Genomic DNA, 14,935 nt, shown 5'->3' with positions numbered 1-14,935 from the left:
CCAGCAGGCTTGACCACGAACATAGGATCTCGACTCTACAAAAAGCGAAGGCCGGCTTGCGCCGGCCTTCTGCCTTACTTCGCCTTGCCCTGGTTGGCCACGGCTTCGGCGGCCTTGCGCGCCGCTTCCGGGTCGCCCAGGTAGCGGAACGACTTCACCGTCAGATCGTCGTTCAGTTCGAACAGCAGCGGAATGCCGGTCGGGATGTTCAGCTCGAGGATTTCCTCGCGCGAGACATTGTTGAGGTACTTGTACAGCGCGCGCAGCGAGTTGCCGTGGGCGGTGACCAGCACGGTCTTGCCGTCCTTCAGCTGCGGCGCGATGGCGTCATGCCAGTACGGCAGCACGCGGTCCAGGGTCGTGGCCAGCGATTCGGTGCCCGGCAGCGCGTTGCGGTCCAGGCCGGCGTAGCGGCGGTCGTGGATCGGGTGGCCCGGATCTTCCAGGTCCATGGCCGGCGGCGGGATGTCGTACGAACGACGCCACACCTTGACCTGGTCTTCGCCGTGCTTGGCAGCGGTCTCTGCCTTGTCCAGGCCCTGCAGGCCGCCGTAGTGGCGCTCGTTGAGCCGCCAGGACTTGTTCACCGGCAGCCAGTCCTGCTCCAGCTCGGCCAGCGCACCCTGCAGGGTGTGGATGGCGCGCTTGAGCACGGAAGTGTGGGCGACGTCGAACTGCAGGCCTTCCTCGCGCATCAGGCGACCGGCGGCAGCCGCTTCCCGGCGCCCCTGCTCGGTCAGGTCGACATCGACCCAGCCGGTGAAGCGGTTGTCCAGGTTCCACTGGCTCTGGCCATGGCGCAACAGTACGAGTTTACGGGTCACTGCAGGGTCTCCAACGCGAGGAAAGGCAGGCCGCCATTGTAGCCCCGGGCGCCACTCACCGGGCCGTGGCGCCGCGCATGCGATGCTGCGGCCAATGAATACGGTGATCGACCCCGGACGCTGGGAAGGCAGCGTCGCCACTGCCCGCGCGCAGCAGATCCAGCTTGCCGGCCGCGTGGAGCGCCAGGACCGCTTGCCCCGCGACATGCGCTGGCTGGCCGGGCTGGATGTCGGCTTTGAAGACAACGGCGCCATCACCCGCGCCGCGGCGGTGCTGCTGGATGCGAAGACGCTGCAGCCCGTGGCGCAGGAGATCGCGCGGATTCCTACGGTGATGCCCTACATCCCCGGCCTACTCAGTTTCCGCGAGCTGCCGGCGCTGCTGGCGGCACTGGCGCTGCTGCCGCAGGCGCCGGATCTGGTGTTCGTCGATGGCCACGGCATCAGCCATCCGCGCCGGCTGGGCGTGGCCGCGCATCTGGGCGTGGTCACCGACCTGCCGAGCATCGGCGTGGCCAAGTCGAAGCTGGTGGGCCGGTTCGTCGAGCCGGGCGCCGAGGCCGGTGCACATACGCCGCTGTTGGATGGCGATGAACAACTGGGCTGGGTGCTGCGCAGCAAGGTGCGCTGCAAGCCGCTGTTCGTGGCCGGCGGCCATCGGGTCAGTGCCGATACCGCGCTGGCCTGGGTGCAGCGCACCCTGCGCGGTTACCGGCTGCCGGAGCCGACCCGGCTGGCGGATCGGCTGGCCTCGCGACGGGACGAATAGCTGCGGCGGGCATCGCCCGGCACGCGCGTCACCTTCGATCAGCGATGCACGTGACCGCGATGGCCCTGCGCGTCCTCGCCGTGGTCATGGCCCTCATGGCCCTCGTGCTCGCCGCCCTTGGCCGGCACCGGCTCACCACAGGCTTCGCCGCAGTGGTCCGCTTCGATCTGCAGTGTCACGTGCTCGATGCCGAAGTCATCGTGCAGGCGCCCGCCCAGTTCACGGCGCAGCGCATCGGCATCGGTGCCGTCGCGCATCACGATGTGCGCGGTGAGCGCTGGGGTGCTGGAAGCAAGCGCCCACACGTGCAGGTCATGCACATCCAGTACCGCAGCGTGGCCGGACAGGCTGTCACGTACCCTGGCCACGTCCATGCCCTTGGGCACGCCTTCCAGCAGCACGTTGATCGCCTCACGCATCAACACATAGGTGCGCGGCAGCACCCACAGGCCGATCAGCACCGCCAGGATGGGATCGATCGGCTTCCAGCCGGTCCACTTGATCAACAGCGCACCAGCAATCACCGCCACCGAGCCAAGCATGTCCGCCCACACTTCCAGGTAGGCGCCCTTCACGTTGAGGCTCTCGCCGCTGCCGGCCTGCAGCAGGCGCATCGAGATCAGGTTGATGACCAGGCCCGCCGCGGCGATCACCAGCATGCCCGACGAGGCAATCTCCTGCGGCTCGCGGAAACGCCCAATGGCCTCCCACAGGATGTACCCGGCGACCACGAACAGCATCGCACCGTTGATCATCGCGCCCAGCGCTTCCAGGCGCGCATAGCCGTAGGTGCGGCGCGCGTCGGGCGGGCGACGGCTCAGCCGTACCGCGACCAGCGCGATCATCAGCGCCAGCGCATCGGTGGCCATGTGCGCCGCGTCGGACAGCAGCGCCAGGCTGTTGGTCCAGAACGCGCCCACCACCTCGACGACGAGGAAGGTGGAGGTCAGGCCGAGCGCCCACCACAAGGGTTTCTCGTGGCGGATCTCGGATGGCAGGTGATCGTGGTCGTGGCCCATGGCAACAGCTCCTTTGCGATGCGGTGCAGGCTACGCCGTGCTGGCGGGGGAGACTATTACGATGTTTATAACATTGCAGGCGTACCGGTCCGGAGCCGCCAGGCATGCCTGGCGAGCCCCGTGGAACGACGCCGGCCTGGGGTCAGAACCCGAAGCGCAGGCTGGCCCAGTACGCGCGACCCGGCTCGTTGTAGGTCGCCGCACCGGCATCGCTGCTGTTGGCCTCGCGGAACAGGCGCTTGTCGGCCAGGTTGTTGACGCCAAAGCCGAAGCTGACCGTCTCGGTCACCTTGTAGCGCGCGCTCACGCCCCAGATGTTGTACGCACCGCGATCCTGCAGTGCGATCGACGGGTCGCAGGTGCCGGTGCAGCGCGGATCATTGTTGATGTTGGTGGTAGCCGGCTTCTGCTTGCCATAGAACGTGCCGGTCAGCAGCAGCGACAGCTTGTCGGTGGCCTGCCAGTCCAGCATCGTGTTGATCGTGTACTTCGGAATCACCGACAGCGGCTGGCCGGTGCTCTTGTTCTCGTTCTCCACCATGTAGGTGAAGTTGTTGCTCCACTTCAGGCGGTTGCCCTGCTCGCCCAGCAGCGGGATCACCAGGTTGCCTTCCAGCCCCTGCACGATCGCCTTGGGTGCGTTCTCCCAGCGGAAGATGCGGCCCCTGGTGTCGGCAGTCAGCCCGATCTGGGTGTAGCCGGCCTGGATCTTGTCCTTGTAGTCGTTGTGGAAGTAGGTCAACGACGCCTGCCAGCCGCTCTGCGGTGCCCACTCGATGCCCAGTTCCTTGTTCAGGCTGGTTTCCGCCTTCAGGTCCGCGTTGCCGCGCATGTAGCAGCCGGCGCCCAGGCTCGGCAGTGCATTCGGGCAGCCATTGCCACGGGTGTAATACAGATAGTCCGGATTCGACTGGTACAGGTTCGGTGCCTTGAATGCACGGGCGATACCCCCCTTCACCACCCAGTCGCTGTTGATGCGGAACTGCGCATTGAGGCTGGGGCTGGTGTTGTTGCCGAACTGGCTGTGGTGATCGAAGCGCAGGCCCGGGGTGACGATCCAGCGCTCACCCAGGTAGATGTTGTCTTCGACGAATACGGCGGTGGTCTGCGCATCGGACTTGCCGCGCGCGCGATCGGCCGACAGCCCCGGAATGCCGCCGCCGCTGCTGCTGGACTGGCTCATCGAGTACGGGTCGGTCAGGCGGCTGTCCAGGTATTCAAAGCCCAGCGTCCAGATGTTCTCGGCGCCGCCCAGCGTGGTCGGGAAGCTCACTTCGCCGTCCAGTTGGTAGTTGCGCAGGCGCGAGGTCGACCAGTCGGTGCCGTTGAAGCTGCCCTCCGGGCCACCGGCCAGGCCTTCGTTGATGCGCGAGTTGTTCACCGCCTCCACTGCCGCCGTTACCCGCGAGGTCACATCACCCCAGCGGCCGCGATGGGTGATCGCGCCGGTGTTGCGGTACATGCGGTTGGTTTCCGCCTTGTCCTCGGCCAGGGCGGCCAGATCGATGCCGGTCGAAGTGCCGGTGGTGCTGACCGCGCGGTCACCCGCATAGATGTTGCCCTGGCGGCTGGTGCCGGCCTCGAACTCGACCACCTGGTTGGCGGTCACGTCCCAGCGCAGCAGCGCGTTGACATCGCGGTTCTTGACGCCCTCGCGGCCAGCCGGCGGCACTGCGTTCGGATTGGTGGCGTACTGGCGGTTGAGGTCCAGCGAGTCGGCGTCGGTCTTGTTGAGATTGCCGTACAGGCGGAACGACAGGGTGTCGGTCATCGGCCCACTCAGCTGCAGGCCGACACGCTCGCTGCCACCTTCGGCGCTGTGCTCGGGCACCAGCCCGTACAGGTCGACCGCACCGGTCAGGTCGCCGGTCGGGCGCTTGGTGATGATGTTGACCACGCCGCCGGACGCACCGGAGCCATAGCGTGCCGCCGCCGGGCCGCGCAGCACTTCGATGCGCTCGATCATCTCCGCCGGCACCCAGTTGGTATCGCCACGGGTATTGCGCTCGCCGCTGCGGCCCATGCGTACTGCATCGCGGGCACCGATGCGCTTGCCATCGACCAGGATCAGGGTGTTTTCCGGGCCCATGCCACGCAGGTCGATCTGGCGGTTGTTGCCGTACTGGCCCGAGGCACTGTTGCCGGTCAGGTTGACGCCCGGCATGGTGCGCAGCAGTTCGGCGATGTCGTTGGCCGGCGGGCGCCTGGCGATGTCCTCAGCGGTGATGGTCGAAGTGCCCAACGCCTGGCGGGCAATCTGCGAGGCGGTGACATGCACCGTGTCGATATCGGTGGCGTCGGTTTCAGCCTTGGCGGTCAGGGCGCTGCCCGCCAGCAGGGCGACAACGGCAAGCGCCAGCGGGCGCGGCGAAAGGACAACGGCAGGAGACATGATCTGGACCTTCTGGCAGGGCAACGGGGCCTCTGGCAAAGGGCTTGAGGCAACGACGAGGGGGAGGCGGAGCGTCGCTGCAGTCGCCTGCGGCCCGATCCGTGCGCGTATTCTCCCATCAATGCGAGTGATTCTCAAATGCGTTCACTCATTGCCGCAGCGGCACCGTTGTGCTTTGCGCACCGTGCAACCCTGCATCGCGCGTAAACTGGCCGGCCAACCTGCCATCAACCGTACGCCACCGCGGCCGATACCCGTGGTTTGCCGTACGCAGTCAGAGATCGACGTGGAACCACCCCAACTGGACGATGCCAGCCAGCCGCTGGCCGAGGCCTGGCAGCACTGCCTGCAACAGGCCGGCCCTGCCGCCACCGCGCTGCTGCACGCCGCCGCCGCCGATGCCCCGCCGGCGCTGGCCCAACGCTTCTACGAAGTACTGTTGCAGGACGGGCGTGCACGCCGCTTCCTGTCCCATGACCAGGTCAAGCAGCGCCTGCAGCCAGCCATGCAACGCTGGCTGGTGCAGCTGCTGACCACCGATGCCGACGGTATTGCCAGCACCGTTGCCTCACAGCGCGTGATCGGCGATGTGCATGCCCGGGTCGGCATTCCGGTCGATCTGGTCACCCGCGGCGCGCGCGTGCTCAAGCACGAACTGTTCGTGCGCCTGCGCGACGACGCGCCCGACAGCGCCACCGCGTTCGCCGCCATCGACTGCCTCAGCGCGATCATGGATATCGCCATGGAAGGCATGACCCTGGCCTACACCCATGCACGCGAGCGCTCCACCCGTGCCGATGCTGCGTACCGGCTGTTCTCGCTGGTGCAGAACGTCGGCACCGAACGCGAGCGCCAGCGCGCACTGCTGCTGGACTGGGAGAACGCCCTGCTCTACGCACTCGCCGGTCATGTGCAGGCCAGCGACAACGCCAGCCTGGCCACCTCGGAGTTCGGCCTGTGGTTCACCCACAAGGGCATCCCCAGCTTCGGCGAAAGCAGCGAAACGCAGCAGGTGGGCCAGTTGATGGCCCGCATTGACGGCCACCTGCAGCGGGCCAGCGGCGATGCCCCGGCACAGCGACTGGCGGTGCTGCCGGCCATACGCGAGGACCTGGCCGCCATCCGCACCCTGATGACACTGCTGTTCGAGCGCATCGGCGAACTGGATGCCGGCAGCGATGCCCTGACCAATCTGCTCAACCGCCGCTTCCTGCCCACCGTGCTGCGCCGGGAAATCGACCTGGCCACGCGCAACCGCACACCGTTCTCGCTGCTGCTGCTCGACCTGGATCATTTCAAGGCAATCAACGACGGCCATGGCCACGATGCCGGCGACCGCGCGTTGCAGCATGTGGCCGGCCTGCTCGGCCAGCTCACGCGTGGCAGCGACTACCTGTTCCGCTATGGCGGCGAAGAATTCGTGGTGGTGCTGGTGGCCGCCAGCGAATCGCAGGCGACCGTGATCGCCGAGAGCCTGCGCCGGCAGATCGCACAGTCGCCGGTAGCGCTGGCCAATGGCCAGGTGCTGGAACTGAGCGCCAGCATCGGCGTGGCCGGTCACGATGGTCATCCGGATTACGAGCGGCTGATGGCACGTGCCGACGCCGCGATGTACGAGGCCAAGCGCAGCGGCCGCAACCGCGTGGTGGTGGCCAGCGAGGCATTGCAGGAGGCCCCCGGGCGGCGCGCGCTGCAGCGGTAACGCTGCGCGGCAGGCAACCCATGTGTAGAGTCGACTGCCAGTCGACTATCACGCGCAGCGCGGGCTTTTCGCGCTCCGCGGCAAGAGCAGTTGACCAACGGTCGACGCTACCGACAGCCGACGCCACCGACACCAGCGCCAGCCGCTGCTTTCACCGCCACCACCCGCCATGCTGCCCACCACAGCAGCGCCAGCAACGCGATGCCTGCCCCCAGCAGGCACACGGCAGGCCAGCCATGCCGCACCTGCATCCAGGGCCCCGCCGCCGCTCCTGCACCACTGCCCACCGCATAGAACAGCATGTACAAAGCCACCAGGCGCCCATGCTGTTCTGCCGGTGCACGCAGCAGCAATGCCTGGTTCGAAACATGTAGTGCCTGGCCGCCCAGGTCGAGCACGACCACACCCAACAGCAAGGACAGCGATTGCGGCAGGCCCAGCAGCGGCCACCACGCGACCAGCATCAACAGCAGCGCGCCGAGGCTGACCCGATGTGCGAAACCGCAGTCCATCCAGTGCCCGACCCGCGCCGCCATCAACGCACCGACCACGCCGGCCAGGCCGAGCGCGCCGATGGCTGCGGTCGACCAGTGCAGCGGCGGTGCCGACAGCGGCAAGGGCGCCGCCGCCCAGAATACGTTGAGGCCGGCAAACAACAGCAACGCCAGCGGGCCACGCTCGCGCAGCATTCGATTCCGGCACAGCATGCCCAGCATCGAGCCCAGCAGCTCATGCCAGCGTGGAGGGACCGACGGCACCGGTACTGCGGGCAAGCGTTGCCACAGCAGCGCCGCCAATGCCGCCATCACCACCGCGGACAGCAGGTAGACCCTCTGCCAGCCAAAGGCCGCCGCCACCGTACCCGACACCACGCGCGCCAGCAGCAGGCCGATGAACACTCCGCCCTGCACCACGCCAACCATGCGACCGCGCTGCTCGGGCGGTGCCAGCGTGGCGGTGTAGGCGATCAGGCCCTGGGTCAGCGCCGTGCCCAGCAATCCGGCCAGCAGCATGCCAGACAACAGCCAGCTCGCCGTGCGCGACGCCGCCAGCCACAACAGGGCCAGCACCAGTGCGATCAGCTGCAGCCGCAGCAGGCGTCGCCGGTCACCGCGGTCCGCCAGCGGCAGCAGGCCAAGCAACGCCAGCACGCTGCCGGCCTGGGTGGCAGCCAGCACCGCGCCGGCCACGGCCCGGTCCAGTGCAAAGGCGCGTGCAAGCTGATCCAGCAGCGGTTGCGCGTAGTAGACATTGGCAACGCTGGCGCCGGCGGCAACCGCAAGCAGGACCAGCAACGGGCGGGGAAGAGATGCGGCACTCATCTTGTAGTTGCAATTTGAAACCAGATGCAGGCTATCGTCATTGGTTTTAAACTGCAACCACATTCGGAGGTACCCAGCATGCACGCCGACAGTCCCTGTCCTGTAGCCCGCAGTGCCGACCTGCTCGGTGACCGCTGGGCATTGCTGGTGATCCGCGACGCGTTCGACGGCATCACCCGCTTCGGTGATTTCCAGCGCAGCCTCGGCGCGGCGCGCAACATCCTCAGCGACCGCCTGCGCCGGCTGGTCGAGGCCGGCATCCTGCAGCTGCGGCCGGCCTCCGATGGATCGGTCTACCAGGAGTACGTGCTCACCGCCGCCGGCCAGGAACTGTTCCCGCTGCTGGTCGCGCTGCGCCAGTGGGGAGAGCGCCATCGCTTCGGTATGGGGGAAGCCCATTCACAGCTGATCGAATTGGCGACGCGGCGGCCGCTGCCCTACATGCAGCCGCGCGGGCGCGACGGCCAGCCGCTTCAGCCCGCCGCCACCCGCGTACGCAAACTCAAGGACGACGGGCGCGACACCTGACCCGCCCATTCGCGCACACCGACGAACGCCCGCGCCGGTTAGCATCGGTTTTTTCCGCCGCTGGATGCCCCCGATGTCGCGCGATCGCCCTTCCCTGCTGACCGCCCTGCTGTTACCCCTGCTGGCCTGCGTCACAGCAACCACGCAGGCCCGCGAGGTTGCCGCGCCCGCCGACCACGTGCAGGCCGATGGCCCCTATGTGTTCCGCCAGGGCAACCAGCTGCAGGCCAGATGGATCTGCGACGACAAGGTCGAGTCGCACACGCTTGCCACGCAGGCCTCAGGCACCGACATCGCACCGCGTTGCGGCTACGAACACAGCGTGCACGTGGCTGCACCCAATGCACCTTCGATCTCCGTGTTGCCGGCCGTGCCGCGCATCGTTGCGCTGTCCGACATCCACGGCCAGTACGGGCTGCTGGTGCGCCTGCTGCGCGCCAATAAGGTGATCGACGCACAGGACAGCTGGGCGCTGGGCAAGGACACCCTGGTCATCGCCGGCGATGTGTTCGACCGTGGCCCACAGGTGACCGAAGCGTTCTGGCTGCTTTACGGCCTGCAGCAACAGGCGGCTGCCGCCGGTGGCGCGGTGCACTTCGTGCTTGGCAACCACGAGACCATGGTGCTGTACGACGACCTGCGCTACGTCAACCCGAAGTACCTGCGCAGTGCCCAGCTGCTGGGGCGCAGCTACCCGCAGCTGTATGGCGCCGACTCGGTGATCGGCCAGTGGCTGCGCACCCGCCCGGTGCTGCTGAAGATCGGCGACACCCTGTTCCTGCACGGCGGAATTTCGCCCGAAGCAGTACAGCTGGCGCTGGACCCGGCGCGCACCAATGCGGCCTACCAGGCCTCGCTCGGCCTGCCCAAGGCCGAAGTGAAGGCCGACCCGGCCACCGCACCGCTGTATGACGGCAAGACCAGCCCGATCTGGTACCGCGGCTACTTCGATGGGCGACTGGACACCGCAGGGGTGCAGGCCGTACTCGACCGCCTGCAGCTCACGCGCATCGTGGTCGGCCATACCTCGATGCCGCACGTCAGCAGCTTCCATGGCGACCGCGTGATTGCGATCGACAGCAGCATCAAGAACGGCGAGAACGGCGAACTGCTGTTCATCGAGGATGGCAGGCTCAGCCGTGGCCTGCTGGATGGCTCGCGGGTGCCGCTGGCGCTGGGTGAGCCGGGCCTGCAGGACTGAATGGAGGGACAGCGCGACGGCACCGGGCGGTGGCGGCCCGCTCCACCTTCACCCGGTTTGCGGCTACCCTCGGCAGCCGAGAGAGGCCCACCCCCGTCCATCCGGCGGGCCAGACCGTTACAGGAGCCCCGCGCATGCGCGTTCTGATTGCTGAAGACGACCCGGATATCGCCTCCGGCCTGTGCGCCTCGCTGCGCCGGCAGGGCCATGTGGTCGACCACGTCGACAACGGCGCGCACGCCGACGCCGCGCTGGGCTCGACCCAGTACGCGCTGCTGGTGCTGGACCTGGGCCTGCCGCAGCTGGATGGCCGCGACGTTCTGCAACGTCTGCGCCAGCGCGGCGATGGCCTGGCGGTGCTGGTGGTGACCGCCCGCGATGGCCTGGCCGAGCGCGTGCGCGTGCTCGACCTCGGCGCCGACGACTACCTGGTCAAGCCGTTCGCACTGGACGAATTCGAAGCGCGCGTGCGTGCGCAGCTGCGCCGGGTCACCAGCAATGGCAACCCGGACCTGCGCATCGGCCGCCTGCGCATCGACCTGGCCGGGCATCGGGTGTGGATCGACGACCAGTCGCTGGAACTGACCGCGCGCGAGTTCGGCCTGCTGTCGGCACTGGCGGTACGCGCCGAGCGCATCGTGTCGCGCGCGCAACTGGTGGAAGCGCTGTGCGACTGGGGCCAGGACCTCACCGACAACGGCCTGGACATCGCCCTGCACCGCCTGCGCCGGAAGTTGCAGCCCGGCGGCATGGGCATCCGCACCGTGCGCGGGCTGGGCTACATGCTGGAAGACGCGCAGGACGACGGCACCCCGTGATCAGTGGACCGCCCAGCCTGCGCCGGCGCCTGCTCGCCTTCCTGGCGTTGCCGATGCTGGGCCTGCTCACCTTCAACACGATTCTGGCCTATTACGTTGCGCTGGACTATTCCAACCGCATCCACGACCGCAACCTGATCGACGACACGCATTCGTTCGCACAGATGCTGAGCACCATGCCGGTGACCAGCGACCTGTCTCCGCAGGCGCGCTTCCTGATCGAGTACGACCCCGACGGCCATCGCTATTTCAACGTCGACAGCAGCCGCATGGGTACGCTCAGCGGCAATGCAGACTTCAGCCCGTATGCCCCTTCGCAGGACTGCACCGGCGTGCATCCGGCGCTGTACGACGGCAACCTCAATGGCCAGCAGGTGCGCATGGCCACCGTCTGCACGCAGGCGATGAACGATCCGCAGGACCAGCTGGCGGTGACCGTGGCCGAGAGCATGGCCGACCGCCGGCAGCGTGCGCGCGAGATCCTGATGATCATCATCCCGCTGATGACCATGCTGGCGCTGGGTACCGCGGCGCTGGTCTGGTTCGGCGTGACGTACGGCCTGCGCATCCTGACCCCGCTGAGGACCCGCCTGGCGCAGCGCCGCGGCGAACTGGCGCCGATCTCCGATGCCGACGTACCGGAAGAGATCCAGCCGCTGATCAGCACCATCGACGATCTGTTCGCGCGCCAGGCGGAAATGATCACCCTGCAGAACCGCTTCATCGCTGATGCCGCGCACCAGCTGCGCTCCCCATTGGCGGGCATGGCACTGCACGTGGACCAGGCGCTGGCGCACGGCGACCCGGACACGGTGCGCGAGGCACTGCAGCACATCCGCCGGCTCAACCAGCGCACGGCACGGGTCAGCACCCAGCTGCTGGCGCTGAGCCGGGCACAGACCGTGCCGGAAACGGTCGAGGCATTGGATCTGGGCGTTCTGGTACCGCAGTGGGTCGGCATGCGGGTACCGGAAGCAATCCGTGATGGCATCGATCTGGGCTACCGCGGCAGCCCCCATCCGCTGCGTGTACTCGGCAACGGCGCCATGCTGCAGGAGGCGCTGGACAACCTGATCGACAACGCCCTTCGTTATGCCGGCCGCAATGCGACGGTCACGGTGGGCGTGCATGCGCTGGACGACAATGATGTCGAACTGTATGTGGAAGACAACGGTCCCGGCGTGCCCGACGACGTGATGCCACGGCTGGGCGAGCGCTTCTTCCGGGCGCCGGGCACCGCTGCCAGCGGCACCGGCCTCGGCCTGGCCATCGCGCATGAGGCGGTGGAGCACTTCGGCGGCCGCCTGAGCTTCCTGAACCGCCCCGGTGGCGGATTGAAGGTCGCCATCACGCTGCCGCTGCTGAAGGCGCCCTGACCCGGCCCGGGGCGCTGAAAGGCTGGCGAAAATCGCGCTTGCGATCCTGCCATCCCCACTGCCGTCCCGGAGCCGCCAGGTGACCGAATCGCACGACTTCTTCCTCCCCGGTGGCCCACAGGGCGTGCTGCTGGTCCATGGCCTGACCGGCACCCCGGCGGAAATGCGCATGCTGGGCAAAGGGCTGAACAACGCCGGTTTCACCGTGCACGGCGTGCAGCTGCCCGGCCACTGCGGCACCGTGGATGACCTGCTGGCGACCACCTGGGAACAGTGGTACCAGGGCGTGGAAGATGCGGCGGCAACCCTGCGCGGCAAGGTCGACCAGCTGTACGTCGGTGGCCTGTCGATGGGCGCGGTGCTGTCGCTGGCCCTGGCTGCCCGGCGCCCGGAATGGGTGTCCGGGGTCGGCGTGTACGGCGCCACGTTCCGTTACGACGGCTGGAACATTCCCGCCGTAGCCCGCTTCTCGTTCCTGCTGCCGTGGTTCAAGCGCTTCAACATCGGCCGCGACCGCATGTTCATGGAAGAACCGCCGTACGGCCTGCGTGACGAGCGCCTGCGTGCGCAGGTGAGCGCCGCCATGCTGTCCGGCGACAGCGCCGCCGCCGGCCTACCGGGCAACCCCTGGCATGCGCTGGCCGAGATGCGTGCGTTGAGCAACTGGACCCGACGCCATCTGCACCAGGTCACCGCACCGTGCCTGGTGATGCACGCCCGCGAAGACGACGTGGCCAGCATGGGCAACGCCGAGCTGGTGATGTCGCGGGTCAGCGGTCCGAAGGAACTGGTGGTGCTGGAAGACAGCTACCACATGATCACCATCGACCGCGAACGCCGCGACGTGATCCGCCGCAGCGCGCGCTTTTTCACCGAGATCGGTGAACGCACAGGCGTGCTCAAGGCGGTGGCCTGAAATGGGGGCACTTGCCACGCTGCTGTGGCTGGCCAATGTGGTACTCGATACCGGTGGCCAGCTCGCCTTCAAGGCCGCCGCCAGCGATCCGCAGGAAGGCGAAGGACTGCAACGCTGGAAACACATGCTCAGCCGCCCCTGGCTGTGGATCGGCATCGCCTGCTACGTGCTTGAGTTTGTCGCCTGGATCGCGTTCCTGTCGCTGGTGCCGTTGTCCAAGGGCGTGCTGCTCGGCTCGATCAACATCGTCGCGCTGATGATCGCCGGCCGTTTCCTGTTCCGCGAGAAACTCACGCCGCTGCGGGTGACCGGCATGTTGCTGGTCACGGCGGGCGTGGCGGTGGTGGGGGCCGGCTCATGAGGCGCCTGTATGTCATCGGCTTCCCGCTGCTGATGGCCTTCGACACGCTGGCCCAGCTGTGCTTCAAGTACGCCGGCGATGCCGCGCTGCCGGTCGAGGCCAACACTGCGTGGCTGCTGCGCGTGCTGTCGCAGCCGTGGGTGTACGGCGCCATCCTCGGCTACGTGGGTGCGTTCTTCACCTGGATGAGCCTGCTGCGGCATGCGCCGATCGGCCCCGCATTCGCCGCCTCGCACCTGGAAGTGATCAGCGTGCTGCTGCTGTCGGCGTGGCTGTTGAACGAGCCGCTGACGCTGCACCATCTGCTCGGTGCGGTGTTGATCGTGGCCGGCATCGTCTGCCTCGGCCGCGCGGAAGCCGACGACCCGCACAGCCCCGCCGAAAGCGCCGCGTGAGCACCCTGCGATGAGCCTGTTCGCGCGCGAACTGCCACCGACGGCTGGCCTGCCGATGCAGGCCAGCGATTTCCTGCCCGGTGGTGGCGACCTGCGCGCGATCCTGGCCAGCCAGCTCGGCACACCGCCGCTGCAGTTGACCTGTTCCGGCACACACGCGCTGCTGATCGCGCTGCGTACGCTGCGCAAGCGTGCGCCCAAGCGCGACACCGTGATCCTGCCGGCCTATACCTGCCCGCTGGTGCCGATCGCGGTGCACAGCCTGGGCCTGCGCGTGCAGCTGTGCGATACCCGCCAAGGCCATTTCGACTTCGACCCCGGCCAGCTCAAGCGCCTGGCCGACGCACGCACGCTGGCAATCCTGCCCACCCACCTGGGCGGGCGCATCGCCGATGTCGAGCTGGCCTGCGAGGTTGCGCGCGGCGCTGGCGCCTGGGTGATCGAGGATGCCGCGCAGGCGCTCGGTGCACGGGTCGGCAGCAGCAGTGTCGGCCTGCGTGGCGATATCGGATTCTTCAGCCTGGCCGCCGGCAAGGGCCTGAGCCTGCACGAAGGCGGCCTGCTGGTCAGCCGCGATGACGAGCTGCGTGCCGCGCTGGCCGGACATGCCGCCGAACAGGTGCGTTCCAGCCTGCGCTGGGAACTGCTGCGCAGTCTGCAGCTGCTTGGCCTGGCCGCCTGCTATCGGCCATCGCTGCTGTCGTTGGTGTACGGCAATCCGCTGCGCAGTGCGTTGCAGCGTGGCGACCTGGAAGAAGCGGTCGGTGACATTTTCCCGCTGCAGATTCCGCAGCACCGGGTCAGCCAGTGGCGGCAGAACATCGGTGCCCATGCCGCGCGGCGCCTGCCGGCCTTCCTGCAGGCAGGGCGCCTGCGTGCATTGCAGCTGCGCGTGCAGCTGGCACAGCTGCCAGCCGTTGAGGTGGTCGACGGCCTTGCCGGTAGCGGTGGCACCTGGCCGATGCTGATGCTGCTGCTGCCCAGCCAGCGCGCCCGCGATGCCGTATTGAAAGACCTGTGGCCACGCGGGCTCGGCGCCAGCCGCATGTTCATCCATGCCCTGCCCGACTACGCGTACCTGCGCGGCATCGTGCCGCAGGACGACATGCCCAACGCACGCGACTTCGCCGCACGCATGCTTACCCTTGGCAACAGTGCCTGGCAGACCCGTGAAGAGACGGCCGAAATACTGCAGGTGCTGGCCCGCGCGTGACTTCAAGACGCACGGATGGACTGCACCTCACGCATTCATCCATGCACCTTCCTGAACGCTTTCCCAGCCCGTCAATGAAGCCTTTCAACAGGAAAGGAA

At 67.7% G+C, this 14,935-nt stretch carries 14 protein-coding genes; 10 read left to right on the top strand and 4 right to left on the bottom strand.

Features of this window, described 5'->3' with window-relative positions; translation table 11 throughout:
* Nucleotides 1–74: 74 nt before the first annotated feature.
* On the bottom strand, nt 75–824 hold the full coding sequence (gene gpmA, locus G5A07_RS06770) for a 2,3-diphosphoglycerate-dependent phosphoglycerate mutase (RefSeq protein WP_004150217.1): 750 nt from the start codon (nt 822–824) through the stop codon (nt 75–77).
* A 94-nt stretch (nt 825–918) separates the two neighbouring features.
* Between gpmA and nfi the strand changes: the two genes are divergently transcribed.
* Complete coding sequence (nfi, locus tag G5A07_RS06765; RefSeq protein ID WP_049433890.1) at nt 919–1,593, top strand: deoxyribonuclease V; 675 nt, start codon at nt 919–921, stop codon at nt 1,591–1,593.
* Between the two features lie 38 nt (nt 1,594–1,631).
* Here nfi and G5A07_RS06760 read toward each other — a convergent pair whose 3' ends face one another.
* Both G5A07_RS06760 and G5A07_RS06755 read right to left on the bottom strand, forming a co-directional pair.
* A complete protein-coding gene (locus G5A07_RS06760) occupies nt 1,632–2,612 on the bottom strand; it encodes a cation diffusion facilitator family transporter (protein ID WP_010483164.1) in 981 nt (326 codons plus the stop codon).
* 142 nt (nt 2,613–2,754) lie between these two features.
* A complete protein-coding gene (locus G5A07_RS06755; protein ID WP_191863060.1) occupies nt 2,755–5,004 on the bottom strand; it encodes a TonB-dependent siderophore receptor in 2,250 nt (749 codons plus the stop codon).
* A 286-nt stretch (nt 5,005–5,290) separates the two neighbouring features.
* Here G5A07_RS06755 and G5A07_RS06750 point away from each other — a divergent pair, with 286 nt between their 5' ends.
* Nucleotides 5,291–6,706: a GGDEF domain-containing protein gene (locus G5A07_RS06750; protein WP_049455643.1), complete on the top strand. Its 1,416-nt coding sequence runs from the start codon at nt 5,291–5,293 to the stop codon at nt 6,704–6,706.
* Between the two features lie 107 nt (nt 6,707–6,813).
* On the opposite strand, the gene G5A07_RS06745 is transcribed toward G5A07_RS06750, so the two are convergent.
* Nucleotides 6,814–8,028 carry an MFS transporter gene (locus tag G5A07_RS06745; protein ID WP_010483170.1) on the bottom strand — a complete coding sequence of 405 codons (1,215 nt, stop codon included), beginning with the start codon at nt 8,026–8,028 and terminating at the stop codon, nt 6,814–6,816.
* A 78-nt stretch (nt 8,029–8,106) separates the two neighbouring features.
* Between G5A07_RS06745 and G5A07_RS06740 the strand changes: the two genes are divergently transcribed.
* The 8 genes from G5A07_RS06740 (at nt 8,107) to G5A07_RS06705 (ending at nt 14,836) form a co-directional block, all read left to right on the top strand.
* Entirely contained in the window at nt 8,107–8,556 is a 450-nt protein-coding gene (locus G5A07_RS06740; protein WP_010483172.1) for a helix-turn-helix domain-containing protein, read from the top strand.
* Nucleotides 8,557–8,629: 73 nt separating this feature from the next.
* A complete protein-coding gene (locus G5A07_RS06735) occupies nt 8,630–9,757 on the top strand; it encodes a metallophosphoesterase (protein ID WP_191863059.1) in 1,128 nt (375 codons plus the stop codon).
* 134 nt (nt 9,758–9,891) lie between these two features.
* Nucleotides 9,892–10,575 (top strand): response regulator, encoded by a 684-nt coding sequence (locus G5A07_RS06730; protein WP_019337583.1) that lies wholly within the window; start codon nt 9,892–9,894, stop codon nt 10,573–10,575.
* Entirely contained in the window at nt 10,572–11,951 is a 1,380-nt protein-coding gene (locus tag G5A07_RS06725) for a sensor histidine kinase (RefSeq protein ID WP_010483178.1), read from the top strand. The genes G5A07_RS06730 and G5A07_RS06725 overlap by 4 nt, the downstream gene beginning before the upstream one ends.
* A gap of 79 nt (nt 11,952–12,030) precedes the next feature.
* Nucleotides 12,031–12,867, top strand: coding sequence for an alpha/beta fold hydrolase (locus tag G5A07_RS06720; RefSeq protein ID WP_049455640.1), 837 nt, complete (start codon nt 12,031–12,033; stop codon nt 12,865–12,867).
* Nucleotide 12,868: 1 nt separating this feature from the next.
* Complete coding sequence (locus tag G5A07_RS06715; RefSeq protein WP_012479558.1) at nt 12,869–13,228, top strand: EamA family transporter; 360 nt, start codon at nt 12,869–12,871, stop codon at nt 13,226–13,228.
* Nucleotides 13,225–13,623, top strand: coding sequence for a DMT family transporter (locus G5A07_RS06710; RefSeq protein WP_019337581.1), 399 nt, complete (start codon nt 13,225–13,227; stop codon nt 13,621–13,623). Before G5A07_RS06715 ends, G5A07_RS06710 begins: the two co-directional genes overlap by 4 nt.
* Before the next feature lie 10 nt (nt 13,624–13,633).
* Nucleotides 13,634–14,836: a DegT/DnrJ/EryC1/StrS family aminotransferase gene (locus G5A07_RS06705; protein ID WP_191863058.1), complete on the top strand. Its 1,203-nt coding sequence runs from the start codon at nt 13,634–13,636 to the stop codon at nt 14,834–14,836.
* Nucleotides 14,837–14,935 lie beyond the last annotated feature (99 nt).

The sequence above is a fragment of the Stenotrophomonas sp. AS012628 genome (assembly GCF_010608305.1).
Lineage (GTDB): Bacteria > Pseudomonadota > Gammaproteobacteria > Xanthomonadales > Xanthomonadaceae > Stenotrophomonas > Stenotrophomonas geniculata.
The sequence above is the reverse complement of the archived record's forward strand: the minus strand, read 5'-3'. Positions and strand labels throughout refer to the sequence as shown.